Raw genomic sequence first — 18,411 nt, forward strand, 5'->3', positions numbered from 1 at the left:
TATGAAAGATTCAGAAATAAAAACATACCGTCCCGACCTCCGGCAATTCGTTATCAACGAACTGCACCTGCTTCTGTTGCTGGTAGCCGGCATTCTTTGTTGCGGACTGGAGGAATTACCTTTCATCAATTTTCTGAAAGGGCTTTGCCTGCTACTCGGCATTTATCTGGGGTACCAATTCTTGTACCTATTGAGAAACCGCTTCACCCTTACCGGGGAGCAACTAATCTATGAGCGGGGCGTATTCACACGAAAGGTCGATTTCGTCGAGCTATACAGGATTATCGACTTCAAAGAGAATTGCTCTTTCCTGCAACAGCTTGCGGGACTGAAAACGGTGGTGGTCTATTCGGGCGACCGTACCCATCCACAACTGGCGATACCGGGTATTCAGAGCCGTACACCACTGGTGAACCTGATTCGTGAGCGGGTGGAGCTGAACAAACAAAAGAGATATGTCTATGAAATCACCAATCGTTAGGATGATGCTGGTGGCGGGGTTTGTTCTCTGCGTGGGACATCTTCCGGCACAGGTTTACCAGAATCCACTGGAATGGGTAGCTCTTGCCGAAGGGAATGATGCCATCCATGATAAAATATCATCGCAGATAAAGGGGCAGACCGAAACGGCTGTCCTACAGAATACCATTGCCGCCCAGTTCAACAAAGTGCATGAGTGGGAAAAGAAGTATCGGGATTATACGCAGACGGTGAGCGGCTATGCCTCTTCGCTGAAAGCGGCCAGTCACATCGTCGATGATGCTTTGCGCATCTTCATTACGCTGGGAAATCTGAAATCGGCTTGCGAGAATAACCCGCAAGGGATTGTGGCAACAATACCGATGAACACGCTCTACTTGGAAACGGCCATGGAGCTGGTTACGACGTTCACGCTGATAAAGAATGCTGTGGCGCAAGGCGGCCCGGGCAATATGCTTACGGGTGCGGAACGGTCGGAAACGTTGTGGGCAATCAACGATAAGTTGACAGCATTTAACGGAAAGCTACGGCGGCTTTATCTGAGCATCCGTTATTATGACATGATGGATGTGTGGTACAATCTGTCGGCAGGGATGATTGAACGTACTCCGGGGACGCTTGCCAGGCAAGCCCATGAACGGTGGCGGCGGGCGGCACAATCGGTATCTCGTTAGATGAAAGGGAAATAAAAAACAACAGATCGAAAGATGAAAAAGAGGATTTGGCTCGGAAGTTTGCTGATGATGATGGTGGTGTTCCAGTTGCAGGCACAAGTAGATCCGGTGTTGACAGGGATGATACTGACTTATACGGAGAAGGCGGAGAAGCAGTTGAAGAGCCAGAGTGTGGCGATGGGTTTGCAGACCACAGGGCATGTGTGGGTCGCTTCGGAGGTGGAGAAGACAACAGAGGTGCAAAAGGCATACAATGATTACTTGGATTCGTTCCGGGATATTGTCAGTTATGCTGCACAGACCTATGGGTTTTACATGGAGGTGGGCAAACTCGTCGGTGCGATGTCGGAGATGAACCATATTCTGAAACTTCACCCCAGCGGTGCTTTTGCCGTGGCTCTCTCTACCCGAAGGAATGCGATCTACCGAAATCTGATTGTCAACAGTGTGGAAATTGTGAATGACATCCGAAAGGTGTGCTTGAGTGATATCAAGATGACAGAAAAACAGCGCATCGAAATCGTGTTCAACATCCGACCGAAGTTGGCGAATATGAACAACCAGCTTCGTAGGCTTACAAGAGCAGTTAAATATACGACATTCGGGGATATATGGATGGATATTGAGCAGTCTACGCACGAAAAACCGGACAAGGTGGGCATCTGCCGGGATTGCATGGGGCGGTGGAAACGAAAGGCGAAGCTCGGGTTCTGAAGGGAAACGGAAGGGAATAAAAAATGAGTAACTCAATTAAAATAGTTTCAACATAATAAAGAATGCTTTATGGGATTTTGGAGAACTTTAGCAAAGGTGGCGACATACCCTGTCGTCCATCCGCAACGAACCTTGAGAGGTACCCTAACCGCCGCAAAAACTACGGCTTTTGCCCTTCCGGTAGGGTATCTGGGCTGGGAGAAGTTGACCACCGACAAGTCGCTGGCGCGCATCGTCGGCGAGGCGACTGTGGGAAAAGACGCCGTGGACACGGCAAACAACATGGCAGGAGATGTGAAGTCTCTGCGCACAAGTGCGGAAACTGCCATCGACAAGGTAAACACTACTTTGTCCGATGTGGACAGCCAATGGGGCGGTGTTAAGAAGTTTTTTCAAGGACTGTTCGGAGGCCAGGGCGGGAATATGTTCGGGGATTTCTTCTCCAACTTGGGTTCCGGCAAGGTTTCAGGCTTGGGCATTGCCGGACTGATCGGTGCGGCATTGCTGGTTTTCGGACGTTTCGGCTGGTTCGGGAAAATTGCAGGGGCGTTGCTTGGAATGTTTGTCATTGGTAATAATTTTGACTTCAAACGCATTATCGGCGGGCAGAGTACCCCTGCCCAGACGGTAGGAACGGAAACGCCTTATGCCCGTGCATCGGTCTATTCGCCGAAAGATTACCCGCAAAAGGTGTTTGTCAAGGCATGGGGTGCGGAGGGGAAAGATTACCCTGCCATCCCCCTGTCACGCGAACAGTACGATTCGCTGGTTCAGGAGGGATATACACCCGTACAAATTTATCACGGGCTGGTTCAGATGCGGCAAGAAGAGGAGAAGAAAAGTACGGGTTTAACACGATAACAATCAATGAATATGAAATATAACAGTGAAATGAACCTCTGTTCGGAAAGCGGCTATTGCATGCCTTTTGAAGACAGGGATGACAACGTGGAGTTGATTCTGCCTTACGGGGAGCAGATTCATCCTCATACGGGAGAGGCGTTTTTCCATCATGGGGTGGACTTCCGAACCCGGCACTACATCCTCTCCGCACTAGCAGACGGGAAAGTGTCTGGTATCGGTTCCGATGACCGCCACGGCTTGTACGTGAATGTGCAGTACGGGCATTACGTGGTGAAGTACGGACACTTGTCTTCGTGCAGTGCCAGCTTCGGACAATCGGTTACTGCCGGAGCGATGGTCGGCGTGAGCTCCGAGCTGCTGCACATGGAGGTGCATTATGGGGAGGAAGAGATTCACCCGATAGACTTCATCACGATGCTCTACTCGAACATGAAAACCTGCGGCAGGACGGGAGCAACGCCGTTTCCGGCCGAATTGGTCACCCTTGATGCGGAAATCAGTACCGACTACGATGCGTACCGAGAGGAACTGGAACAACTGATGATTCAGTACTATCCGGCTTACATGGAAGAGATACGACGGGGGAGCTACGTGGTGGGGAAGCATACGGAACAGTCGTTGCGGAATATTTTTGCTGTATCGGCTCTGAAGGATTACTTCTTTGAGGTGCTCCCGTCCCTGTCCAACCCGTTGGGGGTGAGCAGTAAGGCGGCACCGGTGGCTGCCAAGGTGCAGAACCTGTTGATGGCAGATTTCCTGAATTATATGGCATTGAAGCATCAGGTGTTCCTGTCCGGGTTGTCAGATGACGAAAAAAAAAAGTAGAACGCCAAGCCATTCTCGCTTGCGGCATCATCGATCCGCTGGCGGAACTGGAGATTGACGTGCAGAGTTTCGACATCCCTCGCCTGGTTACGGTCTATCCCGACCGTTCCGGCGTGCGCTGGTGGGCAAAGGCGTGGTTCAACAACCGTTCCGACGGGGAGGCGGGTGTTGAGATTGCCCGGCAGGTGGCATTCAATTTCCTTGCGGATGAGATAGCAAAGGATTCGATGCTGGAAGAGTATTTTCCCGATCAAATGCGAATTTACCATCAAGCTATTGAGCAGACACGCCAGCAGCTCTCTTCGCAGTTGGGAGAGCAACAGACACGGGCTTCGGAGCAACAATTAAATTTATAAACCATGAAGTTGACAGAACAGATAAAGAGATTTGCCGAATTGGAGTGCTGCTACAGCCAATACTTCAATGCTTCGCTGGCTCCGGTGATGGATCAGGTGCGGAAGGAGTTGACGGAAAAGCAGATGGAGGAATTGCAGGAATACTCCAACAGTGTCCCGGGCATCCTGTCGATGGCTGTTACCGGTCCTACGGGAATGCCCGTCGTGTCGCCGTATGAGGTGGTCAGCCGCACCGGGAAATGGAATAGCTTGAAAACAGAGGATTATGTGGCTATGTGCCAGACGCGCATCGGGGAATCCCCGAAAATCACCTCGGACTTGAAGCTGATTGCGGACGGATGGCGTACCGAACTGGTGCAGGCTGTCGGTCGGGAGCGGTACGATGCGATGTCGAAAGAGATGGGCACGGATGTGGCTTATGCCTATACCGGCTACCAGATGGAACGGTTGATGATTGACCGTCTTGTCCGGCAGCAGATGCCGAAGTCCTCGCTGGAATACGTAATGTCTTCGGCGGCGGAGAATAGCTTGCTGGGATTGAGCACTCAATTACAGCGTTCAGCATTGGAACGCCAGATTGCAGAGAAGGGCGAAAAGGCGTACTCCCCTTCGTTGGCGGAAAAGGTGGTCGGTAAGGCAGTCGGTTTCGGAGCCGATACGGTGGTGACCGGCGGATTTTCTTCGTGGGCGAGCGTGGCGCGTCTCGCCTTGTTTGAAACGGCAACGGAAGGAGTGATGGCGGTCGGCTCGGCTTTTCAGAAAGGGAAAGAAGAACCTTCAGTAGAACAACTAATCAGTAAAGGGGTCTTTGGTACGGACGAGAATATACTGGAGACTTTCAGGAAGGAAGCCACGCACATTGTCCCGCACGAAAATTCGTATATACGGAATATGAATGAACAAATGGAGGGGCGGTTGCGGCTACTGTCCGAAGATACTGTGAAACGATTAGAGGGATGGATGCAGTGGAAGCCGGTTTTTCCTTTGGCGATTGAGCCTGCTTCTAAAAAGGAGTATGCGAATGTTCCGTTGGTGGTGTTGCCTGGAAAGGAAGAGGAATATCTTGCCTTTCAAAAGGAAAAGGAGATGCAGGAACGGAACAAACCCAGAGCGGCAGGCAACCAGTCCACTGATGTAGTGGTGATAGATGAACAAAAATCCGTGTCGCAACAAGCTTCGGGAAACTCTGCTCCGGCATCCTCCGGTTGGGGAAACCTGTTGAGCAGTATCGGGCTGTCCGATGTGGGGAGTGTGGGACGTAACATGGGATATGTGATCTCCATGCTGCCCGATATGCTGGTGGGACTGTTTACTGGTAAAACTAAATCGTTGAAACTGAAGGATAACCTGTTCCCGATTGCTTCCATCTTACTGGGACTTTTCTCGAAAAATCCCCTGATTAAAATGCTATTGGTCGGTTTCGGAGGCATGAACCTGCTGAATAAGGCGGGTCATGAAGTTCTTCAGAAAGCTGTCCCGGCGAATACGGAAGCCGTGGAAACAGCGCAACGGGAGTTTAAAGCCTATCCGGATGAATCGTTGAATACACGCATAGACCATCCGGAGGTGAAGGGAGATTATCTGCTTGCGACAGTGGATCGGGTGCCTTGCTCCATTCACTTGCCCGCCACGACTGTGGCAGCTTATCAGGCGGGTAAACTTCCGCTGAATACGCTTGCCAACGCAGTGTTGGCCAAGAGTGATGAGATGCGTGCGGTGGCGCAGGAGAACTATGCTGCCTCCGAGGGAAGGGCGGTGCATTCACGGGGTATCAATTGAAGGAAAATAGAATCAAATGAAGGAGAAAATCATAAGAATATGAATAACAGTCAGAAAATGAATTCAGTGGCTTCGGATAAACAATCTGTTGCAGCTAACGATGTGAAGCACTTGCTTGAGATATTGTTAAATAAGGGACTTTATCCAAGTGCTTTTGGGTCAGAACCGGAAATGGAGCAGTTTTTGAAGAAATATGAGCTTTGGGATGATTACAATAAGGTAGGTCATACAGGAGCCCTTCTCTTGAAAGCCGGGGAGATTCTTGAAAAGGAAAATTTACTCTCGCATGGGGCAACGGAAAAATTATTGAAGGGAGAAGGTTTTGATATTAGTAAAATTCGGGAAGGTATCGCCAAACAAGTGTTTGATGAACCAAAGATAGTTGATGCGGAACTTGACAAAGAAATGGCCAAACGGCTCTCTGTTCCATACGTTGACCGTCTATTGGATATATACAGGCATGGGTTTAGTGAAGCCGACCGGGCGCTTTTCCAAACATCCGACGACCCATTCCTGTACGATACCTATTTGGCAGGAAAAGTAGATAAGTCGGTAGCATACCATAAAGAGGCTGCTTGGGCACAGCTTGTCGATTATATCGGAGATTTGAGACCGGGCATGTTGTCCGATGCTGAGATTGTAAGCCTTACCCAAATACCTCCGCTTTTTGCCAGAGAAGGAAGAGAATTGGAATCTAATCTGATGAATTTGCCCAAAGAGTTTTTCCCTGCCATAGAAAGCTCGAAAGAATTCGATGAAAATATGGTTGATTATGTGAAGGTGATGCGAGGAATCGGCTCCACCACCCCGGAGAAGGCTTTCCATAGCATGGAATACTATCTATCGCACCGTCTGCATACGGAATGGGACCCTACGGGAGCGGATGATGAGTTTGGGAGGGTTGTAGGTTGTTACTATTATCCCAATGCAGACATGAAGAATCCGATTGATAAGATTGCTCCCGGTTTGTTGAGCGAGCAACAGTTGGGAGAATTGAGAGCCAGCCATAGTGATGCCAGCCGTTACTTGCCCGAAGCGTTCGATAAGAACAGAATATCCGATGTACAGATTTATTCGCTCAGAGATGGTGGAATGGCTATTCGGTGTAAAATTGATGATGAACAGCAAGGCAGCAAGGTACTGCTGAATACGGATACGATTCACTTCAATGATTTGACGGACCGGAAAGAATTGGCAAAGAAATATTTTGCCGATTCGTTTCAAGAAGACAGAGAAAGGGAAGTATCGCTCAGGAGATAATGGAGCAAGTGTTCAACCGTAAAGGAATAAGCCTATGACAAGAGAAGGGAAAAAGAGGGATTCCGGTTTCTGGAAAAGGAACTGGCTGATGGTAGGAATGGTGGGCGGGCTGTTTTGGCTGGGCTTCCATTTCTGGCACTTCCTGTGGGGGCTTTCGCCCTACCTGCTGATTGTACATACGTTTTTCCTGTACCTGTTTATCGTGAAGCTGCTTTACGATAACTGTTTGTTGTGGGAAGGGTGGTTTGCCCGTTTACGGGATGCCGGTTGGAGGTGGTTGTGTGTATTGGCTCGTCCTTTGGCAGCCATTTATAGGAAATGCACTGCTGGGCTTGATTTGTTGACCCAGAGAATGGGTGCCGAACAGGAATTGATTATTGCGGAGAAGCGCATGAAGCGGCTGGAGATAGAGCTTTCGCAAAAACAGCTCCATGAGCTGCTGGCAGAACCACTGGCTTTGACTGCAACCGAAAAGTATGCAGACAAAGAGGCAGACCAACCGATTGTAATAGATAAAAAGGTGTTGCAACCGCCTTATTCCAAATATGGAAAAACCTTGCTGGACTACCTGCATCAAGTAGATTGGGATAGGTTCACGGTGTCGCAAGCGCAGCAGGTCTTGCACAAGCGTTTCGGAACGACCAAGCTGGTGCTGGAAGAGCTAGTAAACGAACAAAAACTGGAATACGTCAGGAACGGCAGGCTGCTCGCCTATCGGCTAGTATCGGCCGGAAAGGATGAAAAATAGTAATTAGAATATGAAACCAAAAAGTCAAAATGAAGAAAAAGCGGCGGAGCGGCAGGTGCAATATCTGACCGAAGCTCTGTCTGCGGCAGTAGATAGTTCTGGTTATTGGCTGAATGCAGCCGGACGGTACTATCCCCGTTTCTATTCCAAAGGGCCGGAAGTCAGTCCGTTCAATGCGCTGACACTCGGACTGTTTGCCGACAGGAACGGATATAAGACCTCGTTGTATACCACTTTCCCGGACTCCAAGCAACGTGGCGAAGGAGTCAAGGAGAACGAAAGAGGTGTACCGTTCAATTGGTACAACTGGAACGAGTACGTCAACCGTCACAATCCGGACGAGAAGATCACACGAGAAGAGTTCCTGTTGCTGGATGCGGAAGAGAGAAAGCAATACAAGGGCATCCATAACCGGGAGATACGGGTACTGTTCAATATCGATCAGACTATGACACCCTATGTTGATCCCGAGCAGTACCAAAGAATGATTGACCGTTACGGTACTCTTCAGGAGCGTGGAAACGAGAAAGAGAACGCACGGGAACAGCACATCACGGTGAACAACTTCGTGAAAACTCTCAAGGAGAACCTGGTTCCTGTCCGCAGAGACGGTACGATTGTCGCCCATTATGATGTGGCACGAGATGTGGTTTATGTACCCGACCAAAAGCACTATCCTCAGTATATGGATTTCGTGCAGGATTTGATGCGGGAAATTGTCCGTGCGACGGGACATCAGCAGCGGTGCGCCCGTGAAGGAATGGTGATGAAAGGCGGACAACCTCCATCGGAAGAGGCCGTGAAGCGGGAAGAACTTGTTGTCGAGCTTGCCGCCGGGGTAAAGATGCTGGAACTCGGACTGCCAGCACGCCTGTCACCGCCTGCTCTGAAACTCGTGGAGGGGTGGAACCGTGACCTGCGGGAAGATCCGCAATTCATTGATACCATCGAGGCGGATGTCAACAATGCGCTGGATGTGATTCGCAAGGCGGAGAAGGGCGAAAAAGTGACCTACTTCTCGGAAGTGAACCGCCAGACTACAGAGGAACTGAAAGAGAAAAAGCAGCCGTCCATCTCGTCGGAAGAGAGTGCTATTCTGGCCGACATCATCCGTAATCGAGGGATGCTTATTGCTGACGGCAATTTCAAGATGGAAGAAGAGAAAAAAGCTTTCCTTGAGAAATTTGATTTGACGTATTATGCCGACCAGTTGCAGCAAGCCATGTCCATGACCGGACACGAAGATCCAGAAGTGGTGGAGACGGCTTATACGGAAGCTCTCCACTTCGCTTCTTACATTGACGAAGCGGCTCGCGGATATAAGCCTGCGGAATGGAACAATACGGGGACCTATACGATATACAATGCGCTGAAGGAGATGCCCGACCGGCTATCGCGTGACTTTGTGGTGGTGACTGACCCGGAGAGAAAGATTGCTGACGTACTACTGCCGGAGGGTGCTTTTTCAGGAGGGAAAGTCGTGTTACCTGACGGGAAAACACGAAACTTCTACCTCTCGCCCGACGAAGCAATGTCCGCACAGGAACGGGTATCTGTGGGGGCACGTGTTCAGTACAATGAATTGCCAGGCATGTCCAAACAACGGATTGCACACGCCTTACAAGGGCAAGGGGCTGCATACGTCCGTTTCTTCAATACCGGAGGGGTTGCCAGCTTCTATCCCAACGATGCCTATTTCGACGGGAAAAAGGTGGCAGTGGCCAAGTTGCACCAATGGGAGTTGAACGACGTGCGAGAGCTGAATATCTCGGAAGCGGTGGAGAGAAGCCGTTCCACTACCTTCAACCGGGTACAGATGGTGCGGGATGACGAAAACCGCTGGGTGCTCTATATGGCTCCTACGGGAGAATCGCCGCTATGTATGCACCCTGATAAATCGGATATCAACCAATTCTTCTCCACCTCGAAGCAAGGGAATGCCGTAGATACGGAGCGTATCCGGCACGAGTTGGCACAGAAGTATTATGCTATAGCACAGGTGAACCCGAGCCTGCGTATCAATATTTTTGGCGAGAAAGCACTGGAGGAAGATACTTCCCGCATTACTCGGGTGAACATTTATAAGACAAAGGATGATAAATTCCTCTGTGCTCCGGTATTCAAGGACATGGAGGGAGTGCAACCCCGCCCGATTACCACCGGACAATGGCAACGGCTGTGGCTTTCGGAAGATGCCAATACGTACAAACAGAACCTGGCATCTACTCTTTTTGCCGACATACTTCATCCCGAAAGGGAAAGAGAGCAGGAAGAAGTACCGTCCGCAGGAATGAAACGATAACCATACATTATATATAGTAAGCATGACTAAAAATGAAGAATACGCAGCTACCTATGGCGAGTATGCTATGGAGCAGATGAAACGTTACGGTATTCCGGCTTCTGTCACATTGGCGCAGGGCATTTTGGAGAGTAGCAACGGGCAAAGCGAACTGTCCGAAAAGGGGAACGCTCACTTCGGCATTAAGTGTACGGGGGAATGGCTCAAGAACGGTGGCACCTACCTGACTTATACGGATGATCGGCCCGATGAGAAGTTCTGTACTTATGCTTCGGTGGCGGATTCCTATGAGCACCACTCTTCTTTCTTGAAAGAGAATATCCGGTACAAGGAGTGTTTCGCACTTTCGCCGGATGATTACCGAGGCTGGTGCATGGGGTTGCAGCGTGCCGGATATGCCTCGGGAGGGAATTATGCGGGTACGCTGCAACAGATTATCGAGAAGAACGGGTTGAATAAATACGATCAAATGGTGATGGAGCGGCAGTCGTTACAACAAGTAGCCGCCAACCAGTATGCTTTCCCACTGGAACGTAAGGAATTCATGCTGGTGACTTCGCCTTTCGGTATGCGTACCGATCCGATGGATACTACCCAGAAACAAATGCACAAGGGTGTTGACATCAAGGCATCTCATGAGGCGGTACTGGCTACGGAGACTGGAGGAAAGGTGATTGCCGTCAATGAGAATGCGGGAAAGCCAGGCGGGAAATCGGTCAGTATTGAGTATGGCCGTGAGGACGGGACGCGGTATCAGGTTTCTTATCTGCATCTGGATTCCATACGAGTTAAAACCGGAGAGATGGTGAAGGCGGGGCAACAGGTAGGCGTGGCTGGTAATACTGGTACCCGCACGACGGGCGAACATCTGCATATCGGTGTACAGCAGGTGGCGTTGGATGGAAACATCCGTGACTTAGACCCTGCCGTTTATCTGGCTGACCTTGCAGATAAAGGGAATATCCGGGTGCAGTTGCTTTCCAACGGTGAGAATTTGCTTGCGAAGTATGCTTCTGAAGGGAATAAGCAGGAACTGGCCGCCCAACAGCCGGAAGAGGGAGAAAGTAAACTGTTATCGGTGGAGGAATGGATGAAAAAGATTCTTTCGTCGGAAGATGCCGGCATGGGGATGGGAGGCGATCCGATCATGGAGATGGTGATGACTCTCTATACCGGATTGATGGCATTGGCAACGCAGTTTGACGGGAACGGGAAAAAGGAGGAAAAAACACGAGAGCAACAGATGCAGGCTGCTACGGAAGCCTGTCTTTCACGGAAGATTGACATCAGTTCTTTTGTGCCCTCTGCCAGTGAGTGCCGCGTGTGTCTGTCGGAGAGTGGAAAAGCGACTTTGGAGGCTACGATGGGCGGACAGAAGATTTCGCGTGAGTTGACGACTCAGGAAACGAACTCCCTGACGAAAATACTGAGTGATACGGCATTGCCGGAAGCTGACAAGCAGCAACGCATCGGGTTACTTGTCACTCATATCATTGCCGCTAAACAGGCTTCGGTAAATTATGAACAAGGATTGGGACTGGAACAACAGCGGCAAGAAGGATTACAGCGGAATTGAAATCTATTAATCTGAAAGGTGAAGGTGATAATTTATTTGTTATTTCACACTGATTTGCGAGAAAAAAATAAGTAAATAAAGCTAGTTTCTCATGAAACATGCTTATAAATCGATATTTTTATCTAAATTTGTATAGTCGTTAATCGACTATCTTTTTATATTTGAGAAAAAAAAGCGTTTAGCTGATTTTCAGTGCGGGGAAAAAGTCGAAATTTAATCGTACACGAGAAAGCAGTTCAAACGTCCTTCCGTATAGCGGGAGGGCGTTGTCTGTTTGTGTACGAGGGCTTCGACTCCCTTCCCCGCAGATAGGTTAATGCCCTACCGCTTTTCTTATGTCTGTCTCGAAGTAGGGGTACGAGGTAGTCACTTGTAGGAGGTGTTCAGTTTATGAAAAATAAAGGTGAAAAATCACAGTCTTTAATTTTGTGCAAAGCTTATCAGCTATTATTCATCAATAATTGGGAACAGGTTACTATTGAACAAATGGAAAAGGCAATAGGTAAGACTAGAGGTTCTATTTTTCATTATTACAAAAATAAGCAACAGTTATTTGAAGCTATAATACAGCAATTGGTATTACCTTTTTTTCAACTATCCACGTGTGAAAAACTAACTATTTCATCGTATGATATTCCTAAATTATTTCTGAACTACAAAACGCCATTTGATAGAATCAAAGAGGATATTGAGTCGTGCTATCACGAACCGAAACCTGAGAGTGCTTTATTCAATATTATGTTGCAGGCATCTAAATATTATCCAAATTTCAATGAAATTTTAATTGAATCAATAAATTCGGAAATATTGTTTGTGAAACGGACTGTTTTAGAGTTAGATAATTCTTCAGGAGAAACTATATTTAAATCATTATTTGCACTGCGTATTGGTGTTCTCATGCTTGATGTATATTGTCCGGTTGATGGTGTGTTTGATGATTTTTTTGCCAGGATAGTTCCTTTGATAAAAACTAATAGTTAGTTTAAATATTTTAGTTGAATTATTTTTTGTACTAGAAATATTTGCATGGATTATTTGTAAGCATCCGATAAAGTACAGCCCCCCTAAAAATCAAAAACCTCCAAGAATACTCTAATTGGAGTTTACCTTGGTAGCTTCATTTTTTTTTGCAGTTATATCTTGGCTTTTATTAGATTTCTTTTTTTTCAAACATTTGGAAGTAGTTTCTTCACCTTTTTCCCACAACCTTTTTCCAGATAAACGAGCATCCGTTGTCGTAATGGAAGAAGACCAACAGTTCCATAACCGGCCAGGTCATCCATAGGTATTCAATTATGGGCTTTGTTTTTATTTGATATGGTAAAAAACGAATATTCTGCCCTTTAGAATATATGTTTAATTTGCTAATTCAAGCAACTATCACTCTTTGTGAACCAAAGAAATTGCTTGTCAAATTATTGTTTTAATGAGATAATTTATTTAGCTCTATCCCAGAATGGGGTAAGCTTGCTTAGTGACGGTTTGATATGAGTGAGTAATAATCATCATTAGTCCATTTACACAAAGTTTATATCGCCTTACTAACAAAGAGAATCAAAAACGATAACGAGCTTGTCATTGATCTATTAATCTAAAAATCTTATAACTTATAAAAAAACATCATTCATTTTGAAAAGCAATGAAGTTTTCCAGAATTATCTATAAAGGAGTTATACTGTGTTTTTATTTATTTTCACGTTGAACTTTCTCATGTATAGTATAAACATAGCCATTACTATAATTAGCTATTCAACTGTTTGTCGACTGGCTATCTTGCTTGCTGAATTCTGTACTGACTGTACTGACAAACTATCTTTTCCATAAGATACCATATAGGCAGACAACAGAAAGGCAAATAGAGCTTTTTTAGCATATTTCTTTTCCTTTTTGAGTAAATAAAAAGCAAATCAAAATAAAGGGCTTTGGATAGTCTGACAACGCAGTTTGACGAGGACGGAGAAAAAGAGGAAAAAAACAAGGAGATAACAAATACAGGCTGCTACGGAAGCCTGTATTTCACGGAAGAGTGACATCAGTTCTTTTATGCCCTCTGGCAGCAAGTGCCACATGTATTTCGGGAGAGTGGAAAACCAACCTTGGAGACTACAATGGGTGGACAGAAGATTTTGCGTGAGCTGACGACTCAGGAAACGAACTCCTTGACGAAAATATTGAGTGATATGGTATTGCCGGAAGCTGATAAACAGCAACCTATCGGGTTACTTGTCACTCATATCATTGCTGCTAAACAAGCGTTGGTGAATTATGAGCAGTGGTTGGGGCTGAGACAACAGCGGCGAAAGATTGCGGCAAATTAGAAAACTATCGTTTATTCTTTAATTGATGTTATCACTCTGATAAATAGTTAATTAATAAATTCTTTTGATGTCAACGCCTGTAACTACTCTTTTAATAGCGTCATTGGTACTAAAACGTTTGCCTTGAGATGAACTATTAAATGGACGGAACAAAAGTCGTTTATGTTTGAAGTGATTTTATATCATAAAATACTATTTGATATCATCTGCATACAAACGAAGAGTATTGGTATGTTTGATAAAGTTAGATATTAGCTTGTCAAGGCCAATAAAAAAAACTAATTTTGCTTTTTAATAAAATCGAGTATGAGAAGGAGCCATAAAGAACATTTATATAAAGCTGCTTTTAAGCTATTTTTAACTAAGCAGTTTGAAGGAGTAAGCATCTCTGATATAGAGGAAAAATCGGGCATGACAAGAGGAGCAATATTTTATTATGCTTCTACTAAGAAAGAGTTGTTCAAACAGGTTATTGAATCTTTCATAATTGACAAGCAAAAGATCGAAAATAAAATGAGTGTCAATGGTCACGCTACTTTATTGGATTTTATTGATTCCTATATTATAGGTATTCAAAACACAATGAGGAGTATGCAAGATATTATCGATGAATTGTCCTCCAGTAATGCTAGCAAATTGTATATATCTTTAATCCTTCAAATATCTACCCACTTCCCGGAATTACATGAGAAGTTCTTAATAAATAGAAATAACGAGTTGAGCATCTGGTGTGCCATATTACAAAAAGCGATTGAATCAAAAGAAATTAGGGCTGACTTAGATGTGCTAAACACGGCAAAGCATTTTATATATCTTTTTTACGGGCAATCATTTCTAGATTCTTTATCATTTGGTTTGAATACTTCCCTGCTTAAAGGACAAATGCATGATTTTTATAAACTGCTGAAAAAAGAAGAGCAATCCTAGTGGTCTTATGTATTTTATTTGTATGTTTGTAACATACTAATCGATATGTTATATGGAAATAAAAGATGTATTTATCACAGCGACTTCCTCTTTTTTCCCTAATAGAGCAGTTGGAAATGAGGAAATGGAGAGATATCTCGGTATGATAGGTGAAAAGCCGTCAAGAGTGAAAAATGTTATTTTAAGGCAAAATGGTATAAAAACGCGCTATTATGCTCTTGATGCCAATCAGAATATAACGCATACTAATGCGGAATTGGCAAAACAGTCAATAGTGAGATTATTTAACTCTGAGGAGGAGATGTTGGGAATTGAGGTTCTTACCTGTGGAACTTCAACCCCAGACCAATTATTGCCGTCACATGCTTCGATGGTGCATGGAGAGACTTTTAAACATCCCTTAGAAATATTTTCATTGGCTGGAGTTTGTTTGACGGGTATGGTAGCCTTAAAAACAGCCTATTTGTCCATAATGTCAGGTAATTCGTATAATGCGGTATGCTCAACTTCAGAATTGGTTTCACCTGTATTATTATCCAAATTCTTTAATGAAGAATTGAAGAGCAAGGAACGTATTGAAAATAATCCAGTCATTGCATTTGAGAAAGACTTTCTTCGGTATATGTTATCAGATGGAGCAGCATCCGTTTTATTGCAAAATGAATGTGCTGATGGTGGAGGACTAAAAATAGAATGGATTAATACTATTTCTTATGCTAATTGTAAACCTGCATGTATGTATATGTGGGCAGATGTAAACACTGAAGGGAGACTGGTAAGTTGGAAAGACTTTACAGGAAATGAGATTCAAGAGCAATCCGTTTGGTGTATAAAGCAAAACGTAAAACTACTTAATGAATTTATTGTGCCATATTTTGTTGATGCAATTGAAAAATCCGTTAAGGAGCACAATGTAGATGCAGAAAAAGTTAGATATGTCATACCACATATTTCTTCCATGTATTTTTATAATAAGCTGGCAGAAGAAATAACTAAAAGAGGAATTAATCTTCCAACGGACAAATGGTTTACCAATCTCACCTGGGTTGGGAATGTAGGTTCAGTAGCCATATTTGCCGCATTAAATGAATTACTACGTACAAAACCATTAAATAAAGGAGATCAGATATTGCTTTTAGTTCCAGAGAGTGGTAGATTCTCGTATGGCATAGCTTTATTAACCGCAAATTAGTTGCTTCTCCTCCAAAAAAGTCTCTCTTTTTCGGAAAAGAGAGTCATGCTTGTCTTCTAAGTGAAAAAGTGGCAATTTTCAAAAAAGAAGGATGATAGATTTGAATAGCAGTATATGTAAATATATAGTATAGGAGGTTTTATCTTTCCTTTATCTTTTCCACTATTTTTACTTAATACAAAAAGCTATTCCATGCTTTTATTGAATTATATTGCTGTCTGCTAAAATCCAAGAAAGTATAAAAATACATCTCAACTTTTGATTATTAGCGGTCGAGGTCTTTTCTTTCTATGACTAAGCTCCCTATTTAAAAAGTAATGATTCCGGAGGATATTCCAATACCGTTTCAAGTAGTCTTTTTCATTCTATTTCCGGCTATTCAAAGTGACTGTAAAAGTCAATATGATACATGAGCATAATTCTATCCATTGTTTCGAAATCTGACAAACTCTGGGATTTAGCCAAATTACGCAGCACGAGTGTCAGTAAATGAAAAAGCGGGAAGGTATGTATCTTTCCGCTTTTTGTTTAAACACAGTTTTCATTCTTCTTGTTGATTAAGGCAGATGAATTTCAACTTTCACGCAACGATTAATTTCATTCGGCGAATAAATATCGACTCCTCCTTTCCCTTCCTGAATAATAGCATTGGACACAATGCCTCTTTTTTGTAATTCGGAAGTGACGTATTGAGCACGACTTTGGCTGAGTGCTGTGTTTTCTGCCTCATTACCTGTAGCACTGTCGGCATAGCCTGTTACTCTCAACCTCAAATCGTATTTCTTACAGAGACGAACAATTTCATCCAGATTGGCCAGTTGGGAAGGTTCGGTCAGGGAGGCGGTTCTGATCTTGAAGAAAAAGAGTACTGGGGAGCCTATACACTCCTTTTGCTTTATCATCCTACTGATATACTGCGAGTAGATAGATTGTTTTTTGCTCAACAGAGAATCTCCATTGATTAGAGAGTCTCCGGAGATTGGTAAAAGGTAATCTATTTCTTGCATCGAAAAGTCATCTTCCAAATTGTGGAAATCCCCATTTCTTTTTTTGCTGTATGTGGCCGACAGGCGTTCCCGTAGTGAGTTTAGTCCGCTATAGTCGTTTTTGGGAAAATGGAAATTCGTCTTTTCCGTAGAAATCGAATCTGAAGGCAGTGCGGTGTCTATCTTATTCAGCTCCTCATAATAGCGTTTTAGGAGTCCTTCAATCTCCAAGATGTTCCGCATCTGGTCAATAGCCATACCGTGCTTTGTGTTTTCTTGTCTGAGCCGTCTATTTGTTTCGTATAAGTCCCGGTTTGTTGCCAATAACTGGTTGTTCTGGTTGATGTAGGGCTGAACGTCAACTACCCGTTTCCAGCCTTTTTCTCCCAATGTGATGCTGATACCCGCTGATACATGAAACAAATGGTCTGCGAATTGATTGTTTTTTCCGGCTCCGTCGAAGTCTGACAGAGTGGTGAATCCTCCTAATTCCAGTGATAAAGAGAAGCGGTCATGGACTTTGAAGCTATTAATTAAGCCATAATTGAGCGTGAAAGGATGTTGGTGGGTCTGCTGGTTATGGACTATACCTGTTCCGAGAAAAGGAATGAGATTCCAGCGAGCATCCGGGTTGTAACCCCGGAACTGGTTCGTTGCGTTCCATAAGAAGTCTGCATGGATGTGGCAATACTTCTGCCGCTCTATGAAGTGGTTTTTCAGGTCTAAACCCTGAAAAACCACTCGTCCGCCTACGGTAGAACTGAACCATTTTCCGATGGATGCGTGTAACATGGGGCGAACGCGCCCAAACAGGTCTTCGCACCCTAATGGATTTCCGATAAATGCACTTGCTCCCCCGGAGAGGTTGATGAACCAGTTGGAGTTCCATTTACTTTGCAGGTATTCTCCGTCTATATAAGCCGGTATCAGGAACTCCGGCTGTTCTTCCTGTGGAAGTGATACTGCTTTGTAGTTAACTCTTTTGAAAGTCAAATGCTTGATGTTGTTTTCAGCTGTTTGTGGACTGGCTGTCTTGTTTGTTGAATTTTGTACTGATAAACTATCCTGTGCATAGGATATCGAACAGACAGACAACAGATAGGCGAATAGGGCTTTTTTTAGCATATTTCTTTTCCTTTTTAAGTGAGTAAATAAAAAAACGAAGCAAAATAAAGGTCTTTGGAGAGTCTGGCAAAGTAAAGGAACGGAAGGAGCTGTTGCTTTAGTTTTAATTGGCTATATACTTGGGTAATCGAACTTTATGGGAGGATAATCGAACTATTGGAGGGTGCTATTCTGTTGTTCTTTGAGAGGGTGAAATGAGGTGTTTCTATTCTTGTCTTTGGATAATACAATTCGAGTGGATGTACTTTCATGAATATAGGAAATAATTGCTAAGAAAATTTGTTT

General features: G+C 44.9%; 16 protein-coding genes. 15 read left to right on the forward strand and 1 reads right to left on the reverse strand.

What is annotated here, in order from left to right; all coding sequences use genetic code 11:
- Position 1: 1 nt before the first annotated feature.
- The 15 genes from PHO71_RS09220 to PHO71_RS09290 all read left to right on the forward strand — a co-directional run bounded on the left by PHO71_RS09220 (position 2) and on the right by PHO71_RS09290 (position 16,015).
- Positions 2–481 carry a PH domain-containing protein gene (locus PHO71_RS09220; RefSeq protein WP_300202091.1) on the forward strand — a complete coding sequence of 160 codons (480 nt, stop codon included), beginning with the start codon at positions 2–4 and terminating at the stop codon, positions 479–481.
- Complete coding sequence (locus PHO71_RS09225; RefSeq protein WP_300202094.1) at positions 462–1,154, forward strand: hypothetical protein; 693 nt, start codon at positions 462–464, stop codon at positions 1,152–1,154. Before PHO71_RS09220 ends, PHO71_RS09225 begins: the two co-directional genes overlap by 20 nt.
- A gap of 33 nt (positions 1,155–1,187) precedes the next feature.
- Positions 1,188–1,868 carry a hypothetical protein gene (locus tag PHO71_RS09230; protein WP_300202097.1) on the forward strand — a complete coding sequence of 227 codons (681 nt, stop codon included), beginning with the start codon at positions 1,188–1,190 and terminating at the stop codon, positions 1,866–1,868.
- Positions 1,869–1,937: 69 nt separating this feature from the next.
- A complete protein-coding gene (locus PHO71_RS09235; protein WP_300202100.1) occupies positions 1,938–2,729 on the forward strand; it encodes a hypothetical protein in 792 nt (263 codons plus the stop codon).
- Positions 2,730–2,741: 12 nt separating this feature from the next.
- Positions 2,742–3,557 carry a M23 family metallopeptidase gene (locus PHO71_RS09240; RefSeq protein WP_300202103.1) on the forward strand — a complete coding sequence of 272 codons (816 nt, stop codon included), beginning with the start codon at positions 2,742–2,744 and terminating at the stop codon, positions 3,555–3,557.
- A 38-nt stretch (positions 3,558–3,595) separates the two neighbouring features.
- Positions 3,596–3,913: a hypothetical protein gene (locus PHO71_RS09245; RefSeq protein WP_300202407.1), complete on the forward strand. Its 318-nt coding sequence runs from the start codon at positions 3,596–3,598 to the stop codon at positions 3,911–3,913.
- Between the two features lie 3 nt (positions 3,914–3,916).
- Positions 3,917–5,692: a hypothetical protein gene (locus PHO71_RS09250; RefSeq protein WP_300202106.1), complete on the forward strand. Its 1,776-nt coding sequence runs from the start codon at positions 3,917–3,919 to the stop codon at positions 5,690–5,692.
- Between the two features lie 39 nt (positions 5,693–5,731).
- The gene (locus PHO71_RS09255; RefSeq protein WP_300202109.1) at positions 5,732–6,952 is read left to right on the forward strand and encodes a hypothetical protein; all 1,221 of its coding nucleotides are present in this window, start codon (positions 5,732–5,734) and stop codon (positions 6,950–6,952) included.
- A 34-nt stretch (positions 6,953–6,986) separates the two neighbouring features.
- Positions 6,987–7,700 (forward strand): hypothetical protein, encoded by a 714-nt coding sequence (locus PHO71_RS09260; RefSeq protein ID WP_300202111.1) that lies wholly within the window; start codon positions 6,987–6,989, stop codon positions 7,698–7,700.
- A gap of 10 nt (positions 7,701–7,710) precedes the next feature.
- A complete protein-coding gene (locus tag PHO71_RS09265; RefSeq protein ID WP_300202114.1) occupies positions 7,711–10,002 on the forward strand; it encodes an ArdC family protein in 2,292 nt (763 codons plus the stop codon).
- Positions 10,003–10,024: 22 nt separating this feature from the next.
- Positions 10,025–11,578, forward strand: coding sequence for a glucosaminidase domain-containing protein (locus PHO71_RS09270; RefSeq protein ID WP_300202117.1), 1,554 nt, complete (start codon positions 10,025–10,027; stop codon positions 11,576–11,578).
- Positions 11,579–11,968: 390 nt separating this feature from the next.
- The gene (locus tag PHO71_RS09275; RefSeq protein ID WP_300202120.1) at positions 11,969–12,559 is read left to right on the forward strand and encodes a TetR/AcrR family transcriptional regulator; all 591 of its coding nucleotides are present in this window, start codon (positions 11,969–11,971) and stop codon (positions 12,557–12,559) included.
- Positions 12,560–13,638: 1,079 nt separating this feature from the next.
- Entirely contained in the window at positions 13,639–13,896 is a 258-nt protein-coding gene (locus PHO71_RS09280) for a hypothetical protein (protein ID WP_300202123.1), read from the forward strand.
- 306 nt (positions 13,897–14,202) lie between these two features.
- A complete protein-coding gene (locus PHO71_RS09285; RefSeq protein WP_300202127.1) occupies positions 14,203–14,823 on the forward strand; it encodes a TetR/AcrR family transcriptional regulator in 621 nt (206 codons plus the stop codon).
- Positions 14,824–14,875: 52 nt separating this feature from the next.
- Positions 14,876–16,015: a StlD/DarB family beta-ketosynthase gene (locus PHO71_RS09290; protein ID WP_300202130.1), complete on the forward strand. Its 1,140-nt coding sequence runs from the start codon at positions 14,876–14,878 to the stop codon at positions 16,013–16,015.
- A gap of 557 nt (positions 16,016–16,572) precedes the next feature.
- On the opposite strand, the gene PHO71_RS09295 is transcribed toward PHO71_RS09290, so the two are convergent.
- The gene (locus PHO71_RS09295; protein ID WP_300202133.1) at positions 16,573–18,126 is read right to left on the reverse strand and encodes an OmpA family protein; all 1,554 of its coding nucleotides are present in this window, start codon (positions 18,124–18,126) and stop codon (positions 16,573–16,575) included.
- Between the last annotated feature and the right edge of the window lie 285 nt (positions 18,127–18,411).

The organism is Bacteroides sp., from assembly GCF_028690125.1.
Classification (GTDB): Bacteria; Bacteroidota; Bacteroidia; order Bacteroidales; family Bacteroidaceae; genus Bacteroides.